This window comes from Vibrio sp. RW, from assembly GCF_027587105.1.
GTDB lineage: Bacteria > Pseudomonadota > Gammaproteobacteria > Enterobacterales > Vibrionaceae > Vibrio > Vibrio toranzoniae.
In genome coordinates this window covers 61345-88074 of sequence record NZ_JAPPTM010000011.1, presented here as the reverse complement: position 1 = coordinate 88074, position 26730 = coordinate 61345, and the positions used below count along the sequence as shown (strand labels likewise).

Sequence of the window (26730 nt, the reverse complement as noted above, 5' to 3'; positions counted from 1 at the left end):
ATGACTCAGATAAAAAATGACATCGCTATGATTGGCTTAGGGGTGATGGGTAAGAGCTTAGCACTCAACCTGCTCGATAATGGATTTAACGTTGCTGGCTTTGATTTAAGCGCTGACAACATTGAGCGTGCGAGTTCAGAAGCAAAGCAGCTTAATGAATCCTTTGACGGCAAAGGTCAGTTCACCAAAGGCACGAGTCTTGAACATGTGTTGCAGAGCTTAGCAAAACCGCGTGTAATCGCACTGTCGGTTCCTGCTGGAAAGCCCGTTGATATCGTCGTGAATAATCTGCTTGATGCCGGTTTGGAGAGCGACGACATTGTTATCGATACGGGTAACAGCTTATGGACTGATACCGAGACACGTGAACAGAATTATAAAGGTAAGCTCCGTTTCTTCAGTACCGCGGTTTCTGGTGGCGAAGAGGGGGCTCGTGTTGGCCCAGCATTGATGGCGAGTGGTGACCCGTCTGCTTGGCAATATGTGAAGCCGATGTGGGAAGCAATTGCTGCAAAAGTGGATGCAAATGGTTTGCCTGTTGCCCAATTTGAAGTGGGTGAGGCATGCGCGGCGTATGTTGGCCCTTCTGGTACTGGGCACTACGTTAAGATGGTGCATAACGGCATTGAATACGCCGATATGCAGCTTATCTGCGAAGTTTATCAGTTCATGCGTGGTGTGCTTGAAATGCCTGCTCAAGAGATTGGCCAAGTCTTTGAACAATGGAATAATGGTGTACTTAATAGTTACCTGATGGAAATCAGTGCCGATATTCTTCAGCATGAAGATGTGGTGACGGGTAAGCCATTCGTTGAGGTCGTGCTAGATAAAGCTGGGCAGAAAGGCACGGGATTGTGGACGGCGGTTAATAGCCTTCAAGAAGGTTGCCCAACGCCAACCATTGCACAAGCGGTTTACGCGCGTGCGATGAGCGGTCAAAAATCACAACGTGTCCAGGGAAGTCAGCTTTTAAAAGGTAATATTGCTGATGCGAACTTGTTAGATAAAACAGAAGTGATTTCTGAACTTCACGATGCTCTGTATTGCGCCAAACTGTGCGTTTATGCGCAGGGCTTTGATTTGTTGAAAACAGCGTCAGACAAAGAAGGTTGGAACCTAGATTTCACTCAAATAGCAAAAATCTGGCGAGCGGGGTGTATTATCCGTGCGGCTTTCTTGCAAAGTATTACAGCGGCTTACCAACAAAATAATGAGCTAGCGAACCTGTTGTTTGATGAGGCTTTCATCAAACAAGTGGAAGAGCGTGAGCTGGCTTGGCGTATTGCGGTAGCGAACTCCGCTTTGTTTGGTGTGCCGATGCCGGGGATAAGCTCAGCATTAAGCTACTTCGACTCTCTGCGCTGCGAAGTGTTACCTGCGAACTTGCTGCAAGCGCAGCGTGACTATTTTGGCTCTCATACCTATTCAAGAGTCGATAGAGAGGAAGCTGAAAAATTTCACGTAACTTGGAGTCAGTCTCCAAGAACTGAAGTAAAAGTTAATACCTAAATGATGTATAACGCCCTCGCCATGAGGGCGTTATTGTTTGCACCGGAAGTAACAATAGATAGATCTTTTTTATGTTCTTGTCGTTGCATCAACCTTTTGTTAGATAAGGCTTCAAATTCCAAGTCAGTTGGATACACTGTTACCAGTAACATAACTCAAAAATAATAACTATTAATTATGTCGAATAAGAAAAAACGCCCTACATTACAAGATGTTGCCAACCTAGTTGGCGTAACTAAAATGACGGTGAGTCGCTGTTTACGTGATCCTTGCCAGGTATCAGAAGCTTTGCGAGATAAGATTAACGCAGCAGTCGATGAGCTGGGTTATATCCCTAATCGTGCCCCAGATATTCTTTCTAACGCCAAAAGTAATGCGATCGGCGTTTTAGTTCCCTCGTTAACCAACCAAGTTTTCGCTGAAGTGATCCGTGGTATTGAGCAAGTGACGGCACCAGCAGGTTATCAAACCATGATTGCCCACTATGGCTATAGCCCTGAGTTGGAAGAGCAGAGCATTGCTTCGCTGCTCTCTTACAACGTTGATGCGATTATCTTGTCAGAAAACGTTCACACCGATAGAGCTAGAAAAATGCTACAAACGGTCTCGATCCCGGTGATTGAAATCATGGATTCGGTGTCTCCAAGGATTGAACAAGCGGTTGGCTTTGATAACTTCGAAGCCGCTAGGGCGATGACTAAAACCATACTCGACAGAGGGCGGACGAATATCGCTTATTTAGCTGCTCGCATGGATGAGCGTACTCGCTTAAAAATGGCAGGCTATGAACATGCGATGCAAGAGGCCGATAAAGTGCCAGTAACATTGCAAACAGAAGACGCGTCCTCGTTTACTTTAGGCGCTAAATTGATTGGCGATTTACTCGAGAAGCACCCTGAAGTGAACGGTATCTTTTGTACTAACGATGACTTAGCTATTGGTGCTTTCTACGAGTGTGTAAGGCGTGGTATTCAAGTACCTGAACAGATGGCGATTGCAGGCTTCCATGGGCACGACATCACAGTGGCGATGACGCCTCGTTTAGCCACGGTGGTAACACCAAGAGAGCAGATTGGTAAAGTCGCTGCGCAGCAAGTGGTAGCGCGTTTACAAGGAAATAAAGAGTGGGTTGCGAAGCTGGATCTTGGTTATGAGATTGAAATCGGTGAGAGTATTTAGTTTGTATTATGCTTTGCTTTGACGGGATTAAAGCCAAACGCCCTTAACGATAGACATATCGTTAAGGGCGTTTTTATGTGCTAAGTGTTCGCTGAACGTTTTCAAAGGTGCTTAAGATCAGTCGTAGTAAACGACTGGTCATCCTAGCTTGCTAAAGCTTGCGTATCTTGTTGTTTCAATACTTTATGGCCATCTTCAGTGACGCCACGTTTCCAGTAGCTGCTGATATAGATGTTTTCTTTCGCTACGTCTTTTTCGTTTCTGAAGTACTGTCTCAGTTCACGCATGCTTTCAAACTCACACGCCGTCCATACTGAAACTTGGCCCTCTAACCATTCTGTGTTGCGCACAGTTCGTGAAAGGGTGTCTGAAGCTTCATCTGCGATTAACCAAGTGACCTTGATACCTTGTGGCGCTTCAAGTGTTTGCTTGTCTTGTTCAGAATTAATTTGAACAACAGCGTAACCCGTTGCTGATTCTGGAAGTGTTTTTAATTTGGCTGAAAGAGCAGGCAGTGACGTCATATCTGCCACTAAGAAGAACCAATCCGACTCAAGGTTTAGCCCTTGAATCAAGCCAGGGCCAACCACTGAAATAGTATCGCCCACTTGTGCGTTCATTGCCCATCTTGCAGCAAAACCACATTGCAAATCTGTGGTGATATGGCGAACGAAATCAACCTCGATAGAGTTTTCGTCAGGGTGGTATTGACGAACCGTGTAGGTACGCATGGTTGGACGATCACCGTCATTCAATTGGCTTAAATCAGTTGAGCCTAAAGGAGAGAATAAAAGCTTGATGTATCCGCCGGCACACTCTGTTGGGTATTGACTTAATCCCTCACCGCTAAGCGTTATACGTTGCATGTTCGGTGTGATTGTTGAGGTTTGACTAACGGTTAATGTGATAGGACTAGGTTTGCTCATGAAAGGCTCTCTTAGGGTTTGATTTTCACATCATAATCCTGAATAAGATAACACTCAATAGTAATAATTATCATTTACCTTTATTTACACAAGCGTGACGCATTTTGAATCATTCCTTTAGCTCGAAAGTCATCGACAAAAAAAGTTTATCGCGCCTTTATAGGGAAACCTCTTTGATCTTTAGAAAAAAAGCCAGTTGTTGGCTGGCTTTGTCTGGATAGTTAGCACTGTTAGAAGTTAGCTTATAAGAATGCAGTTTTGGTATAGGCTTTTCTTACAGTGGTTTCTAACAGTCTCGGTTTCTATCAGTTAATCATTTTTAATTTGTGCTATTCACAAGGCGGCGCCATATGGATCACTGCCAAGCCACCTAAAGAAGTCTCACGGTATTTCTTGTTCATATCTTTACCCGTTTGATACATAGTCTCGATCACTTTGTCCAAAGAGATAAGGCACTTGCTGGTACGTTTCAACGCCATGCGTGATGCGTTAATAGCTTTCATTGCACCCATTGCATTACGCTCAATACACGGCACTTGGACAAGCCCACCAATTGGATCACATGTCATGCCCAGTGAGTGCTCCATTGCGATCTCAGCAGCAATACAGATCTGTTCGTTGCTACCACCACGTAATGCAGTTAAGCCTGCAGCAGCCATTGATGAAGATACGCCGACTTCACCTTGACAGCCAACCTCAGCACCAGAAATAGACGCATTGGTTTTGTAAAGAATGCCGATCGCACCAGATACTGCTAAGAAGTCTTTAAGCTGTTTTGTATCAAGTTCTTTGATGAAGCGATGGTAATACATTAACACGGCTGGAATAACACCGGCAGCACCATTGGTTGGAGAAGTTACCACTTGTCCGCCAGCCGCATTTTCTTCACTTACTGCAAAGGCGAACAGGTTGATCCAATCCATGATCTCCATGGGATCGCTTTCGATGGAAGCATTGGCCTCAAGCTTTTTCAAAAGTGCAGGGGCACGGCGCGTGACCTCTAGGCCACCATCGAGAATACCTTCGGTATCAAAACCTCGCTGCATGCAAAGTGACATCACCTTCCAGATCTGGTCGGCTTTTTGGTCAATGACATCCATATCTTGGAACGAAATTTCATTACGCAGGATTAAACCACCCAGGCTGAGACCATTTTGTTCCGACAACTCCAACAACTGATCGGCAGAAGAAAAAGGGAACTCTACTTTTGTTTCGGACTCTTTTTTTCCGTGTTGTAGTTCGTCAGCCGTTGCGATGAAACCACCACCAATCGAGTAGTAAGTTTCCATTTCTAGAAGGCTGCCGCTTGCATCAAAGGCTGAGATAGTCATGCCGTTTTCGTGAAGTGGAAGGTTAGTTTTGTGGAATAGTAAGTCGCTTTCTACGTTGAAGTGAATTTCATGGTTACCGCTAACCATGAGAGATTTGTCTTCGATCGCTTTACGCATTGCTAAATTAGCGCTGGTTATTTTGATAGTATCAGGGCGGTTGCCAAGTAGACCTAACAGCGTTGCACGATCGGTGTGGTGACCGATACCTGTTAGCGACAGTGAACCGTATAGGTCGATCTGAATACGAGCAACTTGTTCAAGTACAGATTCAATTTTTTGTGTAAAATTAAACCCAGCGATCATTGGTCCATTTGTATGGGAGCTGGAAGGCCCGACCCCAATTTTATAGATATCAAAAATAGACAGCATAGTAACTTCCTGTGAAGACGGTTCGATGAACGAACTCTGGTTAAATTTTGTTTTGTTAGCTTTATTTCTTTGAGTGAGACAAATGCTAACAAGCATAGGTGGTGAAACTCAAGATCGTGCTATTTTTGCTTTACAGTGGCACGTGGCTCTCGTGTGTGATTTATGATACTGCTATTAATAGTGAGCATTATTGTAAGCAACATGTAAGAACTTAAAAATACTTTTGTTAACAGGTATTGTATACATAATTCACTCCATCAGAACACCAAAACGAGACTTGAACATAAAATGAGCATTAATCACCTCCTTATTGTGCTGGGTAAGCGACTTAATGAGAACAAATTGACTGATGAAGGAATGAGTCGAATTGATGCTTTAGTTGATTATCTTACGGTCGAATCTAATCAGAAACTGGCGGTTGCATTTTGCGGTGGGGTGACCAAAGGCCAAACCCGATCAGAAGCGGATGTGATGTACCAATATTATCGAAAACTTGAAGATCAGCGTGAGTATCCGTTCACCTTAGGGGCTATTTTACTGGAGAAGACATCGACAAGTACGGTTGAGAATATTCAGAATTTGGCCTCAGAAATGATTGAAAGCGGTCTGTTTACGCGTGGGCAAAATGTGAAGGTGACGTTTGTTTCCAATGACTACCACTTACAGCGTATTTTCGAAGTTCAAGCGTTGATGGATGAACAAGGCTTGCTTAAGGTTCTGGTTGAGGAGTGTTCTTCGCTTGGGATCGAATTTCAAGTAGACCGTCGGCTAGATGCTCATGTTGCGGTGCCATACCCTCATCAAAGTGTTCAGGGGCATTTGTTTTTATTGATGGATGTACTGACGACTTATCGAGTCTATCTTGAAGGTGTCTGCGCGGGGGTATTTCAGCGAGATTTAGAGTCAGTAAGACAAGAACCAGAAAGGCTCTCTTTAGAAGCCTTAGTTGTTGTAAAAGAGCTAGTCGCGAAAAGCTTCACGAAGAAAGGCTCGATGGGGTTGTCAGCCCTGTTTGATATTGTAGACAGTTTACTTCCGGTATTGGAACGCTGTATTCAACATACTCCAGCAGGTACAGATATTAAAAAAGTCAGGGAGTATCTAGCGCTACTAGACACAAACCTGACTTTGTTGAACCGATATTTAGACCCAGAATCTGACCACACACATCGCTGGTGGCGATAAGCCGTTATTTCTTTCTCGTGATGCCAAGAACCGTTTTAAGGCTAGCAAAAGCAATCAAACAATAGGCTAAAAGCTCAGTACCTTCTTCGGCGATGTTTTTAACCACGCGCACGTAATCATCCCCCATAACGTTGTGCCAAAAACTGCCCATGCCAAACAGACGAGAAAATACCAATAACAGCATTACACCAGTAACCAAAAGGTTCATGTGCGGAGATGCAAGAATAAGCGCAAGCTGGTCAATGGTTCGTTTACCATTTTTAATCGCATAGAAAATGGCACTGCCGGAAACCAATAGGGCAGGGACAACCCAAGCACCATGTACGATCTTGTCAAACCAAAAATCCATTTCACGAATAAACATCACACCGAAAAACACGCTGATGAGCAGGGCTGCGTGCTTAACTTCGGTTTTCTTTCTTGCTAGATAAGCAAAAGATCCAGACGCAATAATAAGCAGTAACTGCTGCAGCATTTCGGTCACTGACACTTCACCAACAGATCCATTTAACAATATAAAATCAATTCGAAGTGCCAAGTTTACGATAATACCAATAGCTAAAACGACTAACGCCGTTTGACACCGTTTATAGATAACTTGTGAGGTGGATTGTGAGAGCGTGAACTCAGGGAGTTCAAACGACATATGAGCTTTTGCTTCTTTTTTAGGTTGGCTTTTCATATCAATTTAACATGTAAATGTCTGTAACAGATCGATATTTTATCGACCTGACACATTCACAATGTCAGGGCTATGTCATAAATAAAACGCTGTTCAATTACTATTGTGGTAAAGTAAACCGCCGCTGAGTAGCGGGCAGTTTACGTTATATCATGGGATTTTATTGGGTGAGAGTTGTGAAGAAATAATGCTGATTATATCGATGTGACGTCATAAGCTCACAACATCACAACATCACAACATCACAGATTAGCTGTCTTCTTTTTGATCGTGGTTATTGCGGTAGTATTCCCACTGTTCGATACGTTGACCATCTTGTAATACACAATAAGTGGTTCGTTGATTATTTTCCGTTACCGTGTCCAATTCGCCGTCCTGTTGAACACAATAAACCGATGCCGGGTTAGCGACTGAAACACGTTGACCTTCGCTATATTCTGCATAGTCATTAGCACAACCGCCTAATACAAGGGCAAACACAGCCATCAAACCAATTTTTTTCATGTTTATCTCCTAAGTGATAACTCTACAAGTGAATGTGTTAAGTTCTACAGAACTAAATTTGAAGCTCTATAAAACCAGTATATTTTAGATTTAAGAAAAGGTTGTTCTAATTTGGTCAAGATATTGAAATAGGTTGATATTCCCTCATTTTTAACTGTTTTTTGAGCATGAGATCAAGCTCAGTTAGGTTGGGGCCTTAAAAAGAGAGACACCCTATGACTCGAGGTTTGTAAGATGGGAATTATTCTCTTACGACCATGAATCCCCCGCGATAAAAATAATATCTTCCGAGTTTTGTCAGTCATTCTGAGCCTCTAATCTACGCTTGGTTATGATATGATGCCGCCCAAATTCAGTTGAGCAGTCAGAACGATGAGACACCTAAAAACCACAATTCACCCAGATATCGAACACTTAGATAATAAAACGGTATATAAGCGCAATGCCGCCCGTGCAATTGTTTTAGATGGTGAGGACGTTCTGATGCTCTATACGGAACGTTACCACGACTACACCATTCCTGGTGGTGGCTTGGACGAAGGCGAAGACGTGATCGCGGGTATGGTTCGTGAACTTGAAGAAGAGACTGGTGCTAAGAATATTCACAGTATTAAGCCGTTCGGGATATTTGAAGAATTTCGTCCTTGGTATAAAGACGATGCAGATATGATGCACATGATCTCTTATTGTTATTCGTGCAAGATTGATCGTGAGCTTGGTGAGACGGATTACGAAGACTACGAAGTGAAAAACGGGATGAAGCCTGTTTGGATGAATATCCATGAAGCGATTGCCCATAATGAAAAAACCATAGCGGAAAGCCCTAAAAAAGGCATGAGCATTGAACGTGAGACATTTTTATTGCACTTGATCGCTAAAGAAATGTTGTAAATGGTCTTCGACTTCTAAACCTCCTTTTTTAAGCTCGTTAATTGTGCACCGCCTGAAAGTGGCCGGCTTTGGGCGGTTTTCCCCAGCGTCAAACACAACATGTAGTTTGGCATTGTACATAGGTTGTTCAATGTGGTTGATGCTACTAGCTAAATTGTTTTGGTGTCTATTTGCCTCTGCGATTGTTCAACTTAGCTTGAGTTATATATCCAATTGCTGTGAACCTGCCTTAAGCAAAGAATCCTTATGAAGAATAAAAGACAGTTTATTGCCCATTATCTGCGCATGAATCGCACCTCTTACTTGATGGCGGTCGTGTTCATTTTCCTCGTTAACTGGCTACAGGTTGAGATCCCTCGTTATATTCAATTATCGATAGATTTGATTGATGATGCTTCATTTAGTGGTCATCAACAGCTTCAACATTATGTTTGGATTGTAGTCGGCATGTCAGTCGCTATGGTTGTAGTGCGTATTCTGTCTCGTATTTACGCGCTTAACCCGGGCCGAATCACCGAGGCGGCATTAAAAAGTACACTTCTACAAAAACTCAATCGTTTACCTAATAGCTTTCATGAGCGTTTTGCTTCTGGTCGGCTAATCTCAATAATCAATAACGACCTTAGTGGCATACGTTTGTTGTTTGGCGTAGGTTTTCTCCAGTTCTTCAATGTGTTACTTGCACTGTCACTGACGCCTCTCTATATGTGGCGTATATCTTCAGAATTAACGCTCTATTCGATTATTCCTATCTCAATAGCCTTTGTGATTTTTCGTGTCGGCTTTAAACGTATGAAAACGCTGCATTTAGAACATATGAAGCGATTACAAAACCTGTCGGCTCAATTGATGAGTTACTTGTCTGGAATTGATCTGATTAAAAGTCAACAGATGTCACCTTGGGTGATAGCGGAAACTGAAAAACTCAACCAACTATTGCTTGAGTGTCGTCTCAAGATTACCCGCATTCAAGTCTTCTTTATGCCTGTACTTGATTATGCTAATGACCTGATGAAAATCATTATCCTAGGTTTTGGCGGTTACATGTTAATGAGACAGGAACTTACCTTAGGCGAGATAACCGCTTTTCTGACTTACTCTGTGTTACTCGCTATGCCATTGATGCAGTTAGGTAGGATCGCGACTATTTATCAGCGAGGCATGGTTGGCATTCAAAGTGTGCAGACGATTCTTAATGCTAAAGTTCCAAAGCTTGATGAAGGTAAACTGTCTGAGAACGATATTGAGTCCCTAAAGGGAAAAACGTTTTCCATTCGCAATCTCAGCTTTAGTTATTCAGGTGAAGAACGTCTGATTCTTGATAACATCAGCTTTGATATCCCAGCGGGTAAGAAAGTCGGTGTACTTGGTGGCATAGGGGCGGGTAAAACGACATTAGTGAACTGTTTGAACCATCACTTGGACGTTCCTAGAGGTTCTGTTTTCCTTGGAGAAAAAGATGTAACCAGCTTCTCACGCAGTGACTTGCGCCGTTATGTTAAAACCGTTACTCAAGACCCTTACCTGTTTTCCGCCACCGTCGAAGACAATATTCGTTTTGGTAGCCTAGATACAGATTTGGCGAAGAGTCAGGTTGATGAAGTGCTGGAACTCAGCCAGTTGGCCGGTGATGTCACACGCTTTGAAGGTGGAGATCAAACCTTAGTTGGTGAAAAAGGCATCATGCTGTCGGGTGGCCAGAAGCAGCGTCTGAGTATTGCGCGAGCCCTGTTGCAACCGACCGATCTGATTATCATGGATAACGTTTTATCCGCTGTCGACTATGAAACAGAACGAAAAATATTGGAAGGCTTGTTTAAACGCTTAGAAAATCAGTCGGTTCTTGTGGTTTCACACCGTGTAAATGCCCTTGAATATATGGACGAAATTATCGTGTTAAATGAAGGTAAGGTCATTGCCAAGGGCAGCCATGCCACGTTACTAAAATCGTGCGATTACTATTACGACACATGGCAATTACAGCAGAATGAAACGGAGGCAACAGCATGTTAAAAGGTGTTGATCTCAAGTACCTCAAGCACTTTTTTAAGTTTGCTAAAAAATACAAAGGCTCTGCGATTCTGGGTATTGCTATGCTTCCGCTCTCTGTCCTCACAAGCTTATTGTTTCCTTGGCTTATTATTCAAGTGATCGATGTTCATTTGAGCCATGGGGATATGGATGGACTGCTCGAGTACATTTTCTACTTGGTTGCCGTGCTAGTGGCGAGTTATGTGGTGGATACCACCTATTCGTATAACCTGCGTAAAACGGGTCAATATACCATCACGGACATGCGCTCCGTGTTGTTTTCTCGTGTGCTTAAACTGCCGCGCCGCTATTTTGATAACACACCTATTGGAGTAACACTTTCACGGTTAACCAGTGACTTGGAAACCATCGGCGAGACATTTGTTCAGTCGGTTGTTGGGCTTGTTAAAGACAGCATTAATACTATTGCTCTGTTGGTGATGATGTTCTTTATTGACTGGCAGTTAACGATGATTGTGTTGATTATCATGCCACCAGTGATGTACTTGACGGTGTATGTGAGAAACCAGCTTCGCGCTCTGTATAAAGTCACGCGATCTTCGCTTGCTCGTGGAATTGGCTTTCTACAAGAAGTTTTGTTTGGCATGAAAACGGTTCAGATGTACCGAGCGGAAGGACAAGTTGAGCAGCGCTACCAAGGTTATACTGATGAGTTTTTGAGAGCGCAGAAAAAGATCAATAAATACGATGCGATTCTGTTTTCGTTTATCTCTGGCATTACTTCAATCACCATCGCGATCATGATTTGGTATGGCTCTGAGCAAGTGATTAAAGGCGCACTAACCTTAGGTGTGTTGATCGCCTTCATCAACACGTTAGAGAAAGTGTTTGTTCCGATCCGTGATTTTACCTCGCAGATCGCTTCGATTCAGAGTTCATTCGCGGCGTTTGACCATATAGAAGAGCTGTTTGTTGAGCCAACTGAAGAGGAAGAGTGTCATTTATTGCCATCAAGCAAGGTTGAAAAACAGCTAGAGCAGTTTGAGAGCCTTGAGTTTAAGAACGTGAGTTTCCGCTACAAAGGCGATGCTCCGTATGTGTTGAAAAATGTCTCTTTTGTATTGGAGAAGAGACATCAAATTGCGCTTGTCGGTTCCACTGGATCTGGCAAGTCTACGATTCTGCGTTTGATCTCTAAAACTTATCAAAACTATGAGGGCAGCATTTTATTGAATGGTATTGAGCTGTCGCAGATTTCAAGCGAAGACTCAGCTCATTTGTTCTCAATGATGATGCAAGACGTGCACTTATTTGAAGAGACAGTTCAGTTCAATATTGCGCTGGGTAAAACGCATCTATCTAAAACCGAGGTTGAGCAGGCAGCGCGTTATGTTTACGCCGATAAGTTTATTGAACAATTGCCACAAGGTTATGATTTCCACTTGGAAAAGAACGGCTCAAATTTGTCTGTGGGGCAAACGCAGCTTATTTCGTTCGCAAGAGCGGTCGCCCAGGGTGGACAGTTGATGATGCTTGATGAAGCAACTAGCTCGGTGGATTCCATTACCGAGGATCTCATCCAAAAAGCGATGCAGCGTCTTTTCAGGGAAAAAACCGTGATTGCGATTGCACACCGTCTGAGCACCGTTCGTCATTCTGATACAATTTTGGTGTTGGAAAAGGGGGAAATTGTCGAACAAGGTAACCATCAATCGTTGGTTACTCTGAATGGTGTTTATGCTGGTTTGTTGAAAGAGTCAATTGTTGAAACGAGTGATTCTCAGTCTATTCTAGCTTGAAACCTCCAACAGATTACCGCTCTTAAACAGACGATCTTAGCTTGAGCACGCCTGGCTAGTTTTCTATTGTTCTCTAGTATTCCCAATAGCTTAGAGGTAAATAAAGCCTATTTTACGAGTGTTAATATGTTATGATTTTGCGATAACTTAAGGATTGTCTTTGAGCACAAAAATGTATGTAAGCAAAACGTACGTGTTTGTGTTAGTCACTTTCTGGCGAATATGGAATCGAAAATGTTGTTGGAAGAAGTAGTAGAGATTATTGAATTCACGGACTCAGACCATTTATCTCAAGCAATGGAACGGTTTAACGAGTATGGCTTTGTTGATGCTGAGCTTTTGCCTTTCATGGATATTGTTTTTGAAACGGCGCCAGAGCAGTTAGCAAAAAAATTGTCGCAAAGTGGCTTCAACGGCCAGGTGCGAGTTGAGAAGAATGATGACGCATCCGGCTTCCTCATTATTGATGCTGGACGTACTCAATTACAAGACGCTATTCAAATCAACAAAATAGCGTAAGCAAGGCAACATTAAGTTCAGTAAATCGAACTTAGTACAGTAACACCAGTTATGATTATTAGAGGTTAATAAAGTGACAATAGCTACCGTATCACCAACAGAGCAACACATTTCCAGTGAGAATGCGCTTCTAGGTGCGTCTTTATTAGCAGCGCAAAAAGTTGAGTTAGCTCTATTCAGTGTTATTTCTAGATTAGCTAAAGCACTACCAAAGGAAAGGCAGCATCAACTAGGCTTGAATTTGGATACATTTTTAAGAGAAAAACCAAGTGAACAAGACTCGTCGCTGAGTTTTTATGAACAAACGTTTGGTGCGCAGCTTCCTCTTAAAAAAAGCGAAATTAACGAATTTATTGACCACAGAAATTTAGTGATTCATAACTTTTGGCGAGTGACTGGTGCTGATGTGAAAGGCGGTGAGAAGCTTGCTAACCCAGAGCTTTACTTAAAAGAGTTCTTAGCTAAATGTGAGTACTGGCAAATGATGCTTAATACTCAAACTAAATAACTAAATAACTAAATAACTAAATAGAAATAAGAAAACCATAGTGAGTATGCTATGGTTTTTTTACGAATAATGCTGAAGTTTAAAATTGCCGGCTTTATCGCTTGTCTCTCATTTAGGAGATACAGTGACACAACCATGAAATATATAAGGAATATGTAAATGCTTCGAATCCTATTGATTGCAGTGTTCTCACTGGTAACAACCATGAGCTTTGCAAGCGAGGAGGTTACTTACTCAGAACAAGAGTATTTAGATAGACCGCTGATGGAACGTTATATCTTAGACGAGTTGAAGCAGTTGCGAATGGAACAGCAAGATCTTGAAAGACGCTTAACCATTCAAATGACGGATCGTGAGCTTTCTGTGGCTGACAAGTCACTGAACTATGCGAATGTCACTGTGACGTATTTTTTCTATATCATTGCTGGTGTTGCTTCACTCATTGCTTTGGTTGGTTGGCAATCAATTAAAGAGCTCAAACATACCACTAAAGAAATGGCCGATCAGCGACTTAATTCTATTGCTCAAGACTATGAGAAGAAATTCAATGTTCTTGAAAGGGATCTTAAGCGTAAGACTAGAATCATCTCGGATAACAACCGAGAGATTGAAATTATCAATGAGATTCATAACTTGTGGTTGAGAGCGCAGAATGCGCAAACGGCAGAACAAAAGATTGAAATCTATGATGAAATATTAAAGATTCGTCCTGGAGATTTAGAAGCGCTAACCTCTAAAGCCGATGCTGCTATGGATATGCAGGAATACCACTGGGCAATGAGTCTATGTAATCGTGTATTAGAAGTCGATGATCAAAATGCTCACGCTTTGTATCAACGGGCTTGCTCATACGCAAGATTAGGAGCAGAAGCTCAGTCTATCGATGATTTAGAGCGCGCTATTGAAGCTAGTGGCTCAATGAGAGAACTGTTAGCTGAAGAGCCGGATTTTGAAATGTTGCGAGGCCTAGACCGCTTCGAAGCGCTTCGAGAAGAGTAATATTCACGACAAACAGTATTCGGTGATGTGATTGGCTGACTGCTGAATGGACGTTCATGTCTAGATGAGTACAATTTAACCCTTCCAAGTTTGATAGGAAGGGTTAATCGTTACGTAACACATTTTCGTGTTTACCTGCTCTATTAAGCTACGACAACCGCTGTGCCACTTGCTGAAACCATCAGCATGCCATTACCTGTGCCTAAGACTTCGTAATCGATATCAACACCAACTACCGCGTTGGCACCTGCTTCTATCGCTTTTTGCTCCAACTCTTTGAATGCGTAGTTACGTGCTTTCTCTAGCTCTTTTTCGTAAGTGCCAGAACGTCCACCCACAAAGTCACGAATTCCTGAAAACATATCTTTGAAAACGTTCACTCCTAGAATGGCTTCTCCGGCAATAACTCCTTTGTAATCGACAATGCGTTTGCCTTCGACAGATTGCGTGGTGGTAATAATCATAGTGTCCTCTTATAAGCTAGCTTTATTGTTAGATGGTTTAGATCTTATTTTTGACGTTATGGTTGGGTTCTATTCGTTATTGCTTATTGAATCACTATTGAGCGTCAGCTTTGCGTGTGAATTCATGCCTTAACCATGCTCTTAGTTGTAGCACACTTTCTTGTTTCAATTTGTTGTTAGGGCAAACAAAATAGAAATCTTGGTGTGGATTAGGGACTGGCTCTCCAAGCTCAACCAACATACCGTGGCTTATGTCATCTTTTACAAATAGGCGATGAGTGACCAAGACACCAAGCGAGCGAATTGCGGCTTGCACAGCTTGAATAGAGACATCGAACGTCAAGTTACTGTGGAAAGTGGGCATTGGAACTTGGTAATGGTCGCACCACACTTGCCAGTCTAGTTTTCGTCTAGGATTAAATACACCAATGGGTGGACGCTGTTTTACTATCTGCTCAACGCTTAAGCCCATTTGACTCTTCAATAGACTAGGACTGCACACCAACACCAGATCATCGTCGCCTAATTTTTCGCTGTAATACTGGTTCCACTCATTGGGTTTACCATGCACAAGGGCAATATCTACACCCTCTTGCTCTATATCGAAAGGGCCTGTTAACGTGGAAATACGGATATCGAGTGAGGGAGCGAAGTTTTGGAAATCAGGAACTCGAGGTATCCACCAATGCATGGCGAGTGAGTTCACCATGTTAAGAGTAATGCGGTGATCGTTAGGTGTTCTTGCCAGTTCTTCGGTAGCTTCGATTACTTGTTCTAGTGCTGGTGCTACTTTTCGATAATATCGTTTACCTGCGGCATTGAGCACAACGCGACGTCCCACTCTCTGGAACAGTGGTTTATTGATCTGTTGTTCCAACGATTTTATCGCCTGACTGACCGCTGAGTGACTGACATATAACACATGAGCAGCCTCGGTCATGCTGCCTGTTTCTGCGACAGCTACGAAAGCGTAAACAGATTTTAGTGGTACGAGTTTCTTCATTGGTAAGTTTTCCTTACAGTTATGGTTAATATTACTCGCTATTTTTCATCTCGTCATGTCTTTAAAGTAGTGGTCATAGGAGGTGATAATTATGTCTGATATTACCAAGGCAACAGTTTTCATGTTGTTGTCGACATTCAGTTTGTCTTTAAGCGGCTTATTGGCCAAGTATTTGTCTGAAACGATGACAATCTCATTGCTGAGCTTCGTCCGGTTTCTGCTGCCTAGCTTATTTCTATTTTTCTTCTTGGCCTTTTACAAAATCACTCAGCCTTCACGAGAGATGTGGAAACCTTTGGTGATGCGGGCTATCTTCATGGTTGCGTGTCAGTGGTGCTTTCTTACAGCATTACAAACCTTAACGTTGGTTGAGGGTATCGTATTATTTAGTACTGGCCCTTTATTTATACCCTTGTTAGAAAAGTTAATGTTTGGAACTAAAGTTCATACAACGACGGTGATTTGCTTGGGGGTGACATTTGTTGGCGTAGTGCTCATGGCAGGGGATTGGTCTCAGTTTGAATTTGGCTCGACATTCTTTAGGCCCGAGCTGCTGCTTGGGTTGTTAGCTGGTGTGTTTAATTCGGGCTCACAAGTGAGTTTGTATCGAGCCTCCAAGACTAGCCTTACACCAGCAGAATTAAACGCATGGACCTTCTTAGTCGCAGCAATCGTCGTTTTTCCCATGATCGTGGTAACGTCGCTCTCTTCCGCAGCGGAAGTAATTGGGAATGATAGAGGGTATGAGGCCTTAGCGACCTTATTGTCAATTGATAGCATCAGTTGGATTGGCTTTGGAGTCTTTGGGTTGGCGCTATTTACTATTAATACGCAAATTTTCCGCTCTAAAGCGTATAAGCTGGTAGACAGTGGATCTCAGTTGGCACCTCTAATTTTCACTAACATGCTGTTCAGTGCGCTATGGCAGAGCTTGTTCTTTGATGATGTGTTTTCAACTCAGCAATTAATGGGTATTAATCTAATTATCGTCGCGAGCATAACGAATACGCTACTGGCCAAAAGACACAGTAAAGCAAAAGCTAAGCAGACACCGCGAGGGACAATCAATGAGATAGCTTCCTCTGTGTTGAGCTCCGCTGCTAAAAGCTAAACGATAAATTTAAGGCTAGAACAACGAGCGTATGTACTCTTTCACTCGACGGATATGCTTATCCTGATCAATGTTACACCGTTGGTTAGGTTCAAGGAATCGAGCCGCGTATTTGTCATAAATCTTGTTCTCCAGAAACAGTAAATACAGTTTCGGATCAATGTGACCGCTGGTTGCCATGTCGGTCATGATACTCAGTGATTCATCTAAATGTTTGCCCTTCTTGTACGGACGGTCACTTGACGTTAAAGCTTCAAAGGCGCCGGCAATCGCTATTGCTCTAGAGGGTAAGGGCAATTGCTCTTCGTTTAGACCTCTTGGATAACCTTTACCGTCAATACGCTCGTGGTGGCCGCTGGCGAGATCGGGAATGTTTTTGAGATAAGACGGGTAAGGGAGTTTGCTGAGCATGATGAAAGTCTGAATGATATGGTCGTTTACCATGAAACGTTCTTCATCGTTTAGCGTACCATGGCGCACTTTCAAGTTATGCAGCTCACCTTGGTTGTATTTTGTTTCTCCGGGTTTGAGTACGAACTCTTCTTGCCACACGTCTGCTGGGTTAAAGCCGTTATCCCACGGTATTTTATGTTCGGGTTTATCAGCAAGTAATGGTTCCATTACGGGAAGCGCCTGTTTGTTGTTATTTGGTGCTGTTTCATCCTGTTCTGCTGTACCTTGGTTAGTACAGTACCTCTCTTTTTCAGCCCAAGACAAGCCTAATTGATCGTCTAATGTGCGTTTCCATTGGCGTTTTGCAATTTGGTCCAAGCGTTCTATTTGTTCTTCCGTCATTGATTCACTACCCAGGTTGCATTTAGCAACGAAGGAAAATTCTTCGTCCAGTTCTGATTGTTTTTGTTCGAGGATCTTGAGACTTTCTGCTTGAAGCGCACCATTAGCTATGGCCCTCCAATAGTCCGTTTCAGCTTGTTGTTTTAACAACTCGAAACGCATGCGAACTTCGTGGATGCGGTCGTAAACCGTCTCCAATTTAGTTGCTTTGTCTACGATATATTCAGGGGTAGTGACCTTACCGCAATCATGAAGCCAGGCGGCTAGCATCAGCTCTTCCCATTGCTTATTATCGAGTGAAAATTGCGGATAATAATGGTCATCATCAATGGTTGCTTGGGTTATCCATTTGGTGAGTTCAGGTACTTTTTGGCAGTGCCCTTGCGTATAGGGTGATTTGGTATCAATCGCTGACGCAATAAGTTCAATTAAGGCATTGAGCATGTTTTTCTGCTGTTGCATTTGGTCAATGTTATCTTTGGCTATTTCAGCAAAACTCAGCAGCTCTCTTAGAAAGGCATGTTTGTCTGTTTGAATCTTAGTAATAGGCCTCTCATAGCCAATCACGACGATGCCAACCAATAATTTCTCGCGGTTCAACAAAGGAAACAGGAACAGGTCTGAATTGAAGATCGAGTTTTGATAATAGTTAAGAACGTTATCCTCTCGGTTTAAGTGGATGGTTTCTCCATGTTTGAGCTGAGATAGCAACCAAGGAGTATGTTCGATGAAATCATTGATATCTGCTTTAAAAGGAATAATGGATAGGTTGGCCGCTGTATCAAACACGTTTTTTTCTTTTGATTGAGTAAAGAGCACAATGGTTTCTGCTTTGGTTATTAAGTAACTTTGATGAGCAATGTTCTTGGTTAATATCGAAAACTCCTGATTACCTGCGGTGTCTCGAAGTAGAGAAATAAGATCATGAAGCGTGTGTTCCATCAGCTCAATCGAGTGCGTGAGGTCAACTACTTCCTTAATCATGCTTTTGGGGGAGCGGGTTCGTCTGAAATCAAATCGTGTGATGTTGTCAGTGAGTTGCACGAGCGTATTGAGTGGTTGAGATAGGCGATTTGCGACAAACCATACAATGCCGAAGCAGATCAATAACATACCAATTGCGGCGCCAACTTGCTTATCCCGCATGGAAATAAGGTCAGAGAGCAAATCATTGTGCGGTGTTGCTTCTGCCAAATAAAGGGTGACGTTTGGAGTCAGCTCAACGGGCGTTAACGTTAGTGCCCAAGTATTTAAGTTGTAATCAACGTTTTTTAGCTTGAGATTAAATTTCTGTTCATCAGAGATAAGAGGTGCTAATACGGATGATTTTAATGCTTCCATTTGTTCTCGTTTAGGCATTTTGACGAAGCTGTGTTCTTGTTCACTACCAGAAATCTTCCCTGTAGCTTGGCCATTATGTTTAATCGAACCATCGGGTTGATCAGGGGCAAGGTTAGGTACCGGTAGATCAAGCTGATGTTGGCCAAGAAGGTTAAAGTGTTTGTCAAATAAGGCGAGTCGGGTTTGCGGGGAATAGGCCAGTTCACTGATTTGAGACGAGAGAGATTCTAATGTGAAATCGGCCCCAACCACATGCTTGTCGTCTGCAGATCGTCTAGAAAGCGTAATTCCATTGGTTTGTAAAAAATAGAACTGATAGGGCTCAGAAAGTTGTATTGAGCCACTAGGCTTTGCATTCCGAAACCAAGGGCGGGCCGTGGGGTTAAACTTGCTTTCAGCTTGCATGGTACTGATCACTTGATGTGTGCCATCAAGAAAAGTAATAAAATTTTCACCTTTAAGATTAGTACTGCTGATCATCATGGTCGCTTTGGCTGGTGCATTGTTTTCGGCTCTTTGTCTATTGGTACTTAAAGGGCGGAAAATTCTGAATTCACCATCGTCAGAGGCATAGAATAAAGCAACCAGACTTTTATTCTGCTTGAAAATGATATCGATTGATGCCAGCCAAGATTCTTTCTCGGTAGAGAAGGTTTGATGAGCCACAAATGAGCTCACAGCCATCACATTCAAGGTTGTGATAACGGGTGCGATGGCTTGCTTAAATACCGATTCCAGCTTATCGCGATGCTCATTACTAATTTCGCGCACTGTGCCTAGTAGCAATTCTTGAGAATGACGGTAGCTGATTGAGATAAGTACGGCACCGGCAAGTATTGTCAAAATTAAGAAAAGGCTAGTGATGTGGATACTCAGCGGATATTGTCTTCTTCTCATCAAACACTCCAGTTTGTTAACTTGTATAAGTATTGACGAACTTGGGTAGGTTGCAAAAAATTGGTGTAATTACCAAGTTCGTACGGTTATACGTTGATGAGAGGAAGCGTTCTAGAGGTAGTCTTTATAAGGTTTGGATAGCTCAATGTCTAACCACAGGGTGAATGAAGTAAACAAAAAGCTCTATGCTTAGGTGCTAATTGTCACTTTCAACTGATAAACTGGTTAAATTGTTGCCACGAGGCACTCCTTTTCAGAAAGCGATATCAGAGATACCTTTTTGAAAAACGTTTAGAGACCAAGCTAGAGGCATTGATTCATGGAACTAAAAGTAGATACCCATACCCACACGTACGCGAGTGGTCACGCTTACAGCACGCTGATCGAAAACGCAAAGTCGGCGAAGCAAAACGGTTTAACAATGTTTTGTACAACCGATCACTCAGAGTCGATGCCGGGCGCGCCACACTATTGGTTCTTCAGTAATCAGCGTGTACTTCCTCGTTTTATCGAAGACGTTGCTATCATCCGCGGCGTGGAATCAAACATCATGAACACACAGGGTGAAATAGATATTCACCCTAGTGTTGATAAGAACCTGGATTGGGTGATTGCCAGCTTCCACGAGCCAGTGTTTCGTCCGTCGGATGCCGCAACTCATACGGAAGCGTTGTTGAATGTGATTAGGGGTGGTCGAATTGATGCACTTGGCCACTTAGGGAACCCAAATTTTGATTTCGATTTTGAAACTGTGATTGAATGCGCAGCCCAACATAATGTCGCAATCGAGATTAATAACACCACACTCAAAGGCAATAGCCGTGTTGGTAGTGTCGACCGCTGTTTCGAGATCGCGAGAATTGCGAAAGCGAAAGGGGCTTTTATTACTACCGGAAGCGATGCCCACTTCTGCTTAGATGTAGGCGGGTTGGATCTCGTGTCTTCACTACTTGATGAGGTGGGCGTGAATTCGAGCAAGGTCGTTACCCATTCACCACAGCAATTCTTAGCCTTTTTAGCACTGCGCGGTCGTCAATCTATCACCGAGTTTTCGCTATTTGAGTGATGGAAGGCCCGATAATTTTTAGTAATTAGCTAGCTAGTTTGCATTTCGACACAATCAATTTTTGTACCCGGCAGATTTTTGTATACACTAGCCGAAAATAATAAAGTCGAAGTGCCACAATAACGATGGCGCTATCTTCGAAGACACTGCTTCACTTGGAGAAATAATGAAAACTCGCTCAATCCTTTTATCTGGTTTAATCGCTGCTTCTGTGTTGTCTGGCAACGCTTTTGCCAATGTCGACCTTAAGAAAAATATGCAAGAAATGAAGCTTGCATTCAAACAAGCGGCAGAAGCTCAAAGCATTGAAGAGATGCAAAAGCCTATCGTACGCATAGACACGTTAGTTGCAGAGCTGAAAACGGGTGTTTACCCAATTGAGAAAGAAGAACACTTCATGGAAGGTTTTAAAAAGATCAGCGCATCAATTGATAACATTGAGCAAAAGCTAGACCAAGGTGACTTTGCGTCTGCACAGCAAGAACTTCGCACTATCGATGGCCTTCGTGAAGAGTACCATGAGAAGCGTAACCCAAGCATTTGGAGCAAGATCTTCGGTTAATTCGTTAATCAAGAGCGTTTGTTTGCTAGAGAGCAAAACCTCAAGATTCGATTTCTAAAACGCCGCCTTACATTACCTTCTCTAGAGAAAGTGTAAGGCGGCGTTTTTTATTGTCTTTTTTATAAACAATTTATTGCACAGAGGTGCGTAATATTTTCTTGGCTCTTCCGTTGTCCCCCGTTTTTAACTAAAAAGAGTGTGCGTTAGATTCAATTTTTTAACCTGATGTTAATCTTTACGTTTACCTGAATAATAAGTGCCTCATAATAAGTAAGATTTATAAAGATTTGGAATAATGCGTCGAACCTCGTTCAACTTCCCCATGTTACTTGCCACAGCATTAAGCTGGGTGTTAGTAACACTAATGCCTGTTATCAATGCTCATGGTAATAGTGCGGGAGTATGGGCGTCGTTATGTACGGTCAACGGCTTTGAACTGGTTCAAATTGAAGAAGGTGAACCCAATACTCACAAAGGTAAGCCGTGTCCCTTTAGCCATTTTTCCACGTTTCACCAAGACGAACTTCCAACTACACTACTGACAACTCGATTGAGTTCTATTGTCTCAGACAGCTACGCTTTTTTGGCTCTAAGCGTACGCTACACGAGACAAGCCCCACGTGGCCCTCCCTTTGATCTTGCTTAAACCTAACTCACCAAAATAATTAAAAAATAAAGTATTAAGTAAAGTTAACCATGCTCAAGTTACTTTCTGATTTTTCAGAAGGTAAGTTTGTGTGTGTCAAAGGAAATTATAATGTTGAGAAATGAATCTCAAACCTCTGCGAAAGCACAAGCAACTTCGCAATCTAAAAGCAGTGCAACAACCGGTTCGGAAACCAATATAAAAAGCAAAGAACGCCATAAAATCCTCTATTTTCTAACCTGGCGCTGGCACTTCTATGCTGGGCTATTTGTTATTCCGTTTATGTTAATGTTGAGCATTACTGGCTTGGTGATGCTGTTTGATGATGAAATCGAACTCGCTTTCCATCACGATGCGATTGAGATTGTTGTATCGGGCGAACCTGTCAAGGTTTCACAACAGCTAACGGCAGTACAACTTCAATATCCACAAGGTTCGGTGACGCAGTTTGCTCCGAGCAAAGTGCCGGGTTTGGCGAACCGATTTTCAGTATCTCTGGAAGATGGCACATCGGTTTTCGCAACTGTGAATCAATATACTGGCGAAGTCGTCGGTGAAGTACCACGTAGTGAAAGCCTCTACGAACTCGCGAACGATATTCATGGCACGTTATTGATTGGCGATTGGGGGGATTACCTCATTGAAGTCGCAATTAGCTTATCGATTCTGCTTCTTGTCAGCGGCATTTACTTGTGGCTGCCAAGAGACAACGCGAGCCGTGCTGGATTTCTCAAACTGAGAGTTTCATCTGGCCCACGTGTGCTTTTGCGTGATTTACATGCGAATATCGGTGGCACGTTATCTCTCATCCTACTGCTGTTTATTCTCTCAGGATTGGCTTGGACAGGCTTCTGGGGAGGTAAACTAGTTCAAGCATGGAGCACTTTCCCTGCTCAAATGTGGGATGATATTCCGCTGTCTGATAAGACGCACACATCGCTTAACCATGGCTCAGAGGAAGAACTTCCATGGAATCTAGAACAGACACCGCTGCCCTTGTCTCAAGATAAGCCTGCAGAACATGTACATCACGTGGAAGAGGCATCTGAACCTCATGATCACTCTAAGATGGGCGAAGACCACTCTCAACATATGATGTCAGCAAGCAGTTTCGGGATTGATGATGTTATCCAAAAAGCGCACTCACTTGGTTTCACTCAATACAAGGTGAATTTCCCGCGTTCAGAAACCGGTGTTTACACGGTGACTGCGAATACCATGGGCGGTGATATCGTCGATCCTACTCAGGATCGTACTACTCACCTAGACCAATACTCAGGCCGTATTCTCGGTGAAGTCACATGGCAGGATTACAATATCATCGCTAAGACACTAGCGGTCGGTATTTCTCTGCACCAAGGTGACATCAGTATCATCAATAAGCTTCTAAACGCTCTGTTCTGCTTGGCGTTTATTGTTGTGTCGGTGACTGGCGGAGTGATGTGGTGGATGCGCAGACCTTCAGGCCAACGTAAGCTTGGCACGCCACCTAAGTTCGGTGATGCAGGCTTATGGAAAGCAGGTTTAGGCACAGTCGTTGTTATTTCAGTACTGTTTCCACTTGCGGGTGCAACGATTGTGGCTGCGATGCTGTTGGATTGGCTGCTGTTTTCGCGTATTGAAAAGTTCAAAACTGTTCTTAATTAGTTAATTAATACACAAACTGACCTTCTTTGTTTGAGAGGGTCAGTTTCATGATTAAGATCATATGTTCAACTTTGATTTTTTAATAAAAAATTGTAACTTAACGAAAAAATTAGTTCTAACTGGTAGACGATGATAATGAATACCGTTCTCGCTGTGGTCCATCAGGAGTTGCGACAATGTTTGTGAAATTATGCATTAACACATAAGAAACTATCTTGAAGTTTAAACAGTTTATCTTTTATTTACTGATGTTAATTGATCAATTAATCTAAACCAAGGTCTCGTTTCATGTGTTCACTAAAATCAGACGTGTTTCGAACATTGATTTTATCCTTGTTGTGACGGAAATTAATTTCATCACCAAATAACGTAACAAAAACTTTTGTATAAAAATTTATAATGTTATTTATCAAGTTGTATATTTTTTTTGAAATTTGTTTTTCTTTTTTCATGGTATGTACCCGTATATAGTTTATGGATTTAATTTTTTTAAAATATTTCTATTACTTGAATATTATTTCTAATGCCACTTCCCCCCTTCGACTAAATGTAGTTATACTAAGGAGACATTTTAAATACAACGTGACCCAGAGTTGCAAATAGGTAACAATCATGGAATTGATGAACAATGAACTAATCTGCTTTGCAGCAGTTTGTAAGCACCTTTCCTTGACGGAGGCTTCCAAGGAACTGGGAAAGTCGAAGGCTCAAGTCAGTCGCCAACTAGCAGCCTTAGAGATGCAAATTGGAGTGACACTCGTTCACAGAACAACAAGAAAACTCGTTTTGACTGATCACGGAGAAAGTATCAAAGAGCTTGCCATCGAAGCTTTAGATAATTTACAAGCGTTGAATTATAGAGCGAAATCACTTAGTGATTGTATTAGTGGAAAATTTAAAATAACAATGCCTAACTCAGTCGCCTCTTCTATTTTTGGTGAAATTCTTAAAGGCCTTAAAGAACGATACCCAGCCGTGAACTTTGAAGTATCATCAAATAATAATGTTGAAAATTTATTGGAAAGCAATATCGATATTGCAATTAGACTAAATAACGTTGTTGATGAAACATTGATTGCACATGAAGTTGGAAATTATAATGATATTGTAATCTCGCAACTTGATAACACTCAAAATAACACGTTATTAATCTATAAAAGACACTCTAATAAAGAGGAGATAAAGCAGAGGTATAGTGATGTAATTGAAGTTGATAATACATCTATTCTAATGAACTTTGTTTCTAAAGGCGTAGGCGTGGGTGTGATTCCGAATTATCTTATGAAAGGAAGCCAAATAAATAAGAACATTCATATTACGCAGGTTTTTGACACAGAAAGATCCATGTATATTGCCTACCCTTACCAAAATCCACTGCCGAGAAAATTGGTCGAAATTTCAGCATTTATTAGAATGGAACTGGATAGGATTTTGAATTAATAATCCTTTTAGTTAGTCTGATATTGTGAGCAGCAGATCTCTATCAATATTACTTTAGTTCCCTGGCTAACTTATCACCCAAGTGCTCCATGGCGTAATTAATGAACACACGAAGGCGAGCGGGCATATATTTGGTTTGAGCAAATTGCATCGCGATTGCACCATGGTAGTTACTCTTGATGGTCCAATTTTCTAGCACTTGCACCACAGAGCCTTCAGCCAACGCATCTTGAATAACAAAGTCGTGGAAAATACCTACGCCAAGGCCTTCTTTCGCACCTTTGAGTCGCATCTGAGAGTGGTTTACCGCGTAACGGCCACTGACGGATACCGTGTGAAATTCATCGTCTTTCAAGAAGTCCCAAATGTGGTCTTTGTCTGTCTCTGCAAGATACAAACAGTCATGTTCCGAAAGGTCAGTTGGGTGGCTAGGAACCCCTTTGGCTTTCAGATAGTCGGGGCTCGCACATAACACGAGGTTTGTCTTTCCAAGCTCTTTCAAAACCAAGCTTTCGTCGGGCTTATCGGTAAGGCGAAACGCGATGTCGATGCCTTGGCGTAATATGTCGATGTCGCCATCAGCCGCTCTTAATTTAAGTTGGATCTCAGGATACTGGTTTAAGAATGGAACAACGAAAGGCTGAAGAACAGAGTTTAGGAAGGCTTCTGGTGCCGCCACCGTTATAGACCCCGCAGGTTCTGTGTGGTCAGAGGTAGACAGTTCAACCGCTTGCTGCGCCGCATTAATCATAACCACGCTTTGGTCGTAAACCAGTTGGCCAGCTTGCGTGATGATCAATGTACGAGTCGTGCGTTCAAACAGCTTTACTGAAAGTGCTTTTTCTAAACGTGTGATCAGCTTACTCAACGCAGAGGGTGTAACCCCTAACTGTTTTGCTGCAGCGGTAAAGCTCCCTTCATTCACCACTAAAATGAACGAGGCGAGATCAGGAAGTAGGGCAATGAGCTTAGGGTTGATCATAAGTATCCAGTTAAACAAGTTTCAACGATGAGCGTAATGGCAATTGTGAGTGATTACGTGTGATTTGTGAATCAATTTCATCAATTAAATGGCTGGATTTTCTGAGACAAACCTAAATTCATCACTATATCGTTCTGAGATGAAAAATTGATATTTGATATGAAAGCGAAATTAGGCCGATATGGAAGGCAATTTGACGTTAAAAAGAGCAGGTAAGACGCGTTTATGTGCCCTGTGTCACTGGGATGAATTATTATTCGTGCCTCAGGTTCACTAATGTTTTTCCAACTAAAGGGATAATCGGACTGCGGATGTTCAACTAGAATATAGGCATTAGTTTTACAGTGTAAATGATCGTTTTGAGATCGTTTATATCCCTACAT

At 42.4% G+C, this 26730-nt stretch carries 24 protein-coding genes; 15 read left to right on the top strand and 9 right to left on the bottom strand.

From position 1 onward, the window contains the following. Together gndA and gntR are read left to right on the top strand one after the other, a co-directional pair. The gene (gene gndA, locus OCT63_RS12020) at positions 1 to 1509 is read left to right on the top strand and encodes an NADP-dependent phosphogluconate dehydrogenase (RefSeq protein WP_269983794.1); all 1509 of its coding nucleotides are present in this window, start codon (positions 1 to 3) and stop codon (positions 1507 to 1509) included. Positions 1510 to 1686: 177 nt separating this feature from the next. Next, entirely contained in the window at positions 1687 to 2688 is a 1002-nt protein-coding gene (gene gntR / locus OCT63_RS12015; RefSeq protein WP_136998231.1) for a gluconate operon transcriptional repressor GntR, read from the top strand. Positions 2689 to 2831: 143 nt separating this feature from the next. Here gntR and OCT63_RS12010 read toward each other — a convergent pair whose 3' ends face one another. Further along, positions 2832 to 3614 (bottom strand): siderophore-interacting protein, encoded by a 783-nt coding sequence (locus OCT63_RS12010; protein ID WP_161686926.1) that lies wholly within the window; start codon positions 3612 to 3614, stop codon positions 2832 to 2834. A 329-nt stretch (positions 3615 to 3943) separates the two neighbouring features. Continuing rightward, a complete protein-coding gene (locus OCT63_RS12005) occupies positions 3944 to 5314 on the bottom strand; it encodes an L-serine ammonia-lyase (protein ID WP_017058616.1) in 1371 nt (456 codons plus the stop codon). Positions 5315 to 5602: 288 nt separating this feature from the next. Here OCT63_RS12005 and OCT63_RS12000 point away from each other — a divergent pair, with 288 nt between their 5' ends. Continuing rightward, positions 5603 to 6499, top strand: a complete 897-nt coding sequence (locus OCT63_RS12000) for a YdcF family protein (protein WP_269983793.1) — start codon at positions 5603 to 5605, stop codon at positions 6497 to 6499. Between the two features lie 4 nt (positions 6500 to 6503). Here OCT63_RS12000 and OCT63_RS11995 read toward each other — a convergent pair whose 3' ends face one another. After that, positions 6504 to 7181 carry a hypothetical protein gene (locus tag OCT63_RS11995; RefSeq protein ID WP_269983792.1) on the bottom strand — a complete coding sequence of 226 codons (678 nt, stop codon included), beginning with the start codon at positions 7179 to 7181 and terminating at the stop codon, positions 6504 to 6506. Between the two features lie 249 nt (positions 7182 to 7430). Further along, positions 7431 to 7685: a putative hemolysin gene (locus OCT63_RS11990; protein WP_060469523.1), complete on the bottom strand. Its 255-nt coding sequence runs from the start codon at positions 7683 to 7685 to the stop codon at positions 7431 to 7433. 372 nt (positions 7686 to 8057) lie between these two features. On the opposite strand from OCT63_RS11990, the gene OCT63_RS11985 reads away from it, so the two are divergent. The 6 genes from OCT63_RS11985 (at position 8058) to OCT63_RS11960 (ending at position 14393) form a co-directional block, all read left to right on the top strand. Beyond that, positions 8058 to 8576 carry an NUDIX hydrolase gene (locus tag OCT63_RS11985; RefSeq protein WP_046223978.1) on the top strand — a complete coding sequence of 173 codons (519 nt, stop codon included), beginning with the start codon at positions 8058 to 8060 and terminating at the stop codon, positions 8574 to 8576. A 246-nt stretch (positions 8577 to 8822) separates the two neighbouring features. Continuing rightward, positions 8823 to 10589, top strand: a complete 1767-nt coding sequence (locus OCT63_RS11980) for an ABC transporter ATP-binding protein (protein ID WP_269983791.1) — start codon at positions 8823 to 8825, stop codon at positions 10587 to 10589. After that, positions 10583 to 12367 (top strand): ABC transporter ATP-binding protein, encoded by a 1785-nt coding sequence (locus OCT63_RS11975; RefSeq protein ID WP_269983790.1) that lies wholly within the window; start codon positions 10583 to 10585, stop codon positions 12365 to 12367. The genes OCT63_RS11980 and OCT63_RS11975 overlap by 7 nt, the downstream gene beginning before the upstream one ends. Positions 12368 to 12601: 234 nt before the next feature. Next, on the top strand, positions 12602 to 12886 hold the full coding sequence (locus OCT63_RS11970; RefSeq protein ID WP_046223975.1) for a hypothetical protein: 285 nt from the start codon (positions 12602 to 12604) through the stop codon (positions 12884 to 12886). Between the two features lie 73 nt (positions 12887 to 12959). After that, on the top strand, positions 12960 to 13394 hold the full coding sequence (locus OCT63_RS11965; RefSeq protein WP_161674052.1) for a hypothetical protein: 435 nt from the start codon (positions 12960 to 12962) through the stop codon (positions 13392 to 13394). Between the two features lie 159 nt (positions 13395 to 13553). Next, the gene (locus tag OCT63_RS11960; RefSeq protein ID WP_060469528.1) at positions 13554 to 14393 is read left to right on the top strand and encodes a tetratricopeptide repeat protein; all 840 of its coding nucleotides are present in this window, start codon (positions 13554 to 13556) and stop codon (positions 14391 to 14393) included. A gap of 143 nt (positions 14394 to 14536) precedes the next feature. Here the strand turns inward: OCT63_RS11960 and OCT63_RS11955 are convergent, their stop codons facing one another. Both OCT63_RS11955 and OCT63_RS11950 read right to left on the bottom strand, forming a co-directional pair. Beyond that, a complete protein-coding gene (locus tag OCT63_RS11955; protein WP_004730185.1) occupies positions 14537 to 14857 on the bottom strand; it encodes a heavy metal-binding domain-containing protein in 321 nt (106 codons plus the stop codon). A 94-nt stretch (positions 14858 to 14951) separates the two neighbouring features. Further along, entirely contained in the window at positions 14952 to 15860 is a 909-nt protein-coding gene (locus tag OCT63_RS11950; protein WP_161674050.1) for a LysR substrate-binding domain-containing protein, read from the bottom strand. Positions 15861 to 15951: 91 nt separating this feature from the next. Between OCT63_RS11950 and OCT63_RS11945 the strand changes: the two genes are divergently transcribed. Next, entirely contained in the window at positions 15952 to 16971 is a 1020-nt protein-coding gene (locus tag OCT63_RS11945; RefSeq protein WP_269983789.1) for a DMT family transporter, read from the top strand. Positions 16972 to 16986: 15 nt separating this feature from the next. On the opposite strand, the gene OCT63_RS11940 is transcribed toward OCT63_RS11945, so the two are convergent. Further along, complete coding sequence (locus tag OCT63_RS11940; protein WP_269983788.1) at positions 16987 to 20004, bottom strand: HD domain-containing phosphohydrolase; 3018 nt, start codon at positions 20002 to 20004, stop codon at positions 16987 to 16989. Between the two features lie 319 nt (positions 20005 to 20323). Here OCT63_RS11940 and OCT63_RS11935 point away from each other — a divergent pair, with 319 nt between their 5' ends. The 4 genes from OCT63_RS11935 (at position 20324) to OCT63_RS11920 (ending at position 23925) form a co-directional block, all read left to right on the top strand. Further along, complete coding sequence (locus tag OCT63_RS11935; protein WP_269983787.1) at positions 20324 to 21070, top strand: phosphatase; 747 nt, start codon at positions 20324 to 20326, stop codon at positions 21068 to 21070. Positions 21071 to 21236: 166 nt separating this feature from the next. Next, the gene (locus tag OCT63_RS11930) at positions 21237 to 21632 is read left to right on the top strand and encodes a cytochrome b562 (RefSeq protein ID WP_017058552.1); all 396 of its coding nucleotides are present in this window, start codon (positions 21237 to 21239) and stop codon (positions 21630 to 21632) included. 295 nt (positions 21633 to 21927) lie between these two features. Beyond that, positions 21928 to 22278, top strand: a complete 351-nt coding sequence (locus OCT63_RS11925; protein WP_161674040.1) for a hypothetical protein — start codon at positions 21928 to 21930, stop codon at positions 22276 to 22278. 111 nt (positions 22279 to 22389) lie between these two features. Continuing rightward, the gene (locus OCT63_RS11920; protein WP_161686944.1) at positions 22390 to 23925 is read left to right on the top strand and encodes a PepSY-associated TM helix domain-containing protein; all 1536 of its coding nucleotides are present in this window, start codon (positions 22390 to 22392) and stop codon (positions 23923 to 23925) included. Between the two features lie 263 nt (positions 23926 to 24188). On the opposite strand, the gene OCT63_RS11915 is transcribed toward OCT63_RS11920, so the two are convergent. After that, a complete protein-coding gene (locus OCT63_RS11915) occupies positions 24189 to 24377 on the bottom strand; it encodes a hypothetical protein (protein ID WP_060469536.1) in 189 nt (62 codons plus the stop codon). Between the two features lie 160 nt (positions 24378 to 24537). Here OCT63_RS11915 and OCT63_RS11910 point away from each other — a divergent pair, with 160 nt between their 5' ends. Beyond that, positions 24538 to 25365, top strand: coding sequence for a LysR family transcriptional regulator (locus tag OCT63_RS11910; protein ID WP_269983786.1), 828 nt, complete (start codon positions 24538 to 24540; stop codon positions 25363 to 25365). 49 nt (positions 25366 to 25414) lie between these two features. On the opposite strand, the gene OCT63_RS11905 is transcribed toward OCT63_RS11910, so the two are convergent. Then, a complete protein-coding gene (locus OCT63_RS11905; RefSeq protein WP_269983785.1) occupies positions 25415 to 26347 on the bottom strand; it encodes a LysR family transcriptional regulator in 933 nt (310 codons plus the stop codon). Positions 26348 to 26730: the final 383 nt, after the last annotated feature.

Coding starts and splice junctions, on each gene's coding strand:
- gndA (WP_269983794.1), top strand. CDS start 1: ATGACTCAGATAAAAAATGACATCGCTATGATTGGCTTAGGGGTGATG.
- OCT63_RS11945 (WP_269983789.1), top strand. CDS start 15,952: ATGTCTGATATTACCAAGGCAACAGTTTTCATGTTGTTGTCGACATTC.
- OCT63_RS11925 (WP_161674040.1), top strand. CDS start 21,928: ATGCGTCGAACCTCGTTCAACTTCCCCATGTTACTTGCCACAGCATTA.
- OCT63_RS11985 (WP_046223978.1), top strand. CDS start 8,058: ATGAGACACCTAAAAACCACAATTCACCCAGATATCGAACACTTAGAT.
- OCT63_RS11980 (WP_269983791.1), top strand. CDS start 8,823: ATGAAGAATAAAAGACAGTTTATTGCCCATTATCTGCGCATGAATCGC.
- OCT63_RS11915 (WP_060469536.1), bottom strand. CDS start 24,377: ATGAAAAAAGAAAAACAAATTTCAAAAAAAATATACAACTTGATAAAT.
- OCT63_RS12010 (WP_161686926.1), bottom strand. CDS start 3,614: ATGAGCAAACCTAGTCCTATCACATTAACCGTTAGTCAAACCTCAACA.
- OCT63_RS11910 (WP_269983786.1), top strand. CDS start 24,538: ATGGAATTGATGAACAATGAACTAATCTGCTTTGCAGCAGTTTGTAAG.
- OCT63_RS12005 (WP_017058616.1), bottom strand. CDS start 5,314: ATGCTGTCTATTTTTGATATCTATAAAATTGGGGTCGGGCCTTCCAGC.
- OCT63_RS12000 (WP_269983793.1), top strand. CDS start 5,603: ATGAGCATTAATCACCTCCTTATTGTGCTGGGTAAGCGACTTAATGAG.
- OCT63_RS11995 (WP_269983792.1), bottom strand. CDS start 7,181: ATGAAAAGCCAACCTAAAAAAGAAGCAAAAGCTCATATGTCGTTTGAA.
- OCT63_RS11950 (WP_161674050.1), bottom strand. CDS start 15,860: ATGAAGAAACTCGTACCACTAAAATCTGTTTACGCTTTCGTAGCTGTC.
- OCT63_RS11970 (WP_046223975.1), top strand. CDS start 12,602: ATGTTGTTGGAAGAAGTAGTAGAGATTATTGAATTCACGGACTCAGAC.
- gntR (WP_136998231.1), top strand. CDS start 1,687: ATGTCGAATAAGAAAAAACGCCCTACATTACAAGATGTTGCCAACCTA.
- OCT63_RS11940 (WP_269983788.1), bottom strand. CDS start 20,004: ATGAGAAGAAGACAATATCCGCTGAGTATCCACATCACTAGCCTTTTC.
- OCT63_RS11930 (WP_017058552.1), top strand. CDS start 21,237: ATGAAAACTCGCTCAATCCTTTTATCTGGTTTAATCGCTGCTTCTGTG.
- OCT63_RS11975 (WP_269983790.1), top strand. CDS start 10,583: ATGTTAAAAGGTGTTGATCTCAAGTACCTCAAGCACTTTTTTAAGTTT.
- OCT63_RS11990 (WP_060469523.1), bottom strand. CDS start 7,685: ATGAAAAAAATTGGTTTGATGGCTGTGTTTGCCCTTGTATTAGGCGGT.
- OCT63_RS11920 (WP_161686944.1), top strand. CDS start 22,390: ATGTTGAGAAATGAATCTCAAACCTCTGCGAAAGCACAAGCAACTTCG.
- OCT63_RS11905 (WP_269983785.1), bottom strand. CDS start 26,347: ATGATCAACCCTAAGCTCATTGCCCTACTTCCTGATCTCGCCTCGTTC.
- OCT63_RS11955 (WP_004730185.1), bottom strand. CDS start 14,857: ATGATTATTACCACCACGCAATCTGTCGAAGGCAAACGCATTGTCGAT.
- OCT63_RS11960 (WP_060469528.1), top strand. CDS start 13,554: ATGCTTCGAATCCTATTGATTGCAGTGTTCTCACTGGTAACAACCATG.
- OCT63_RS11935 (WP_269983787.1), top strand. CDS start 20,324: ATGGAACTAAAAGTAGATACCCATACCCACACGTACGCGAGTGGTCAC.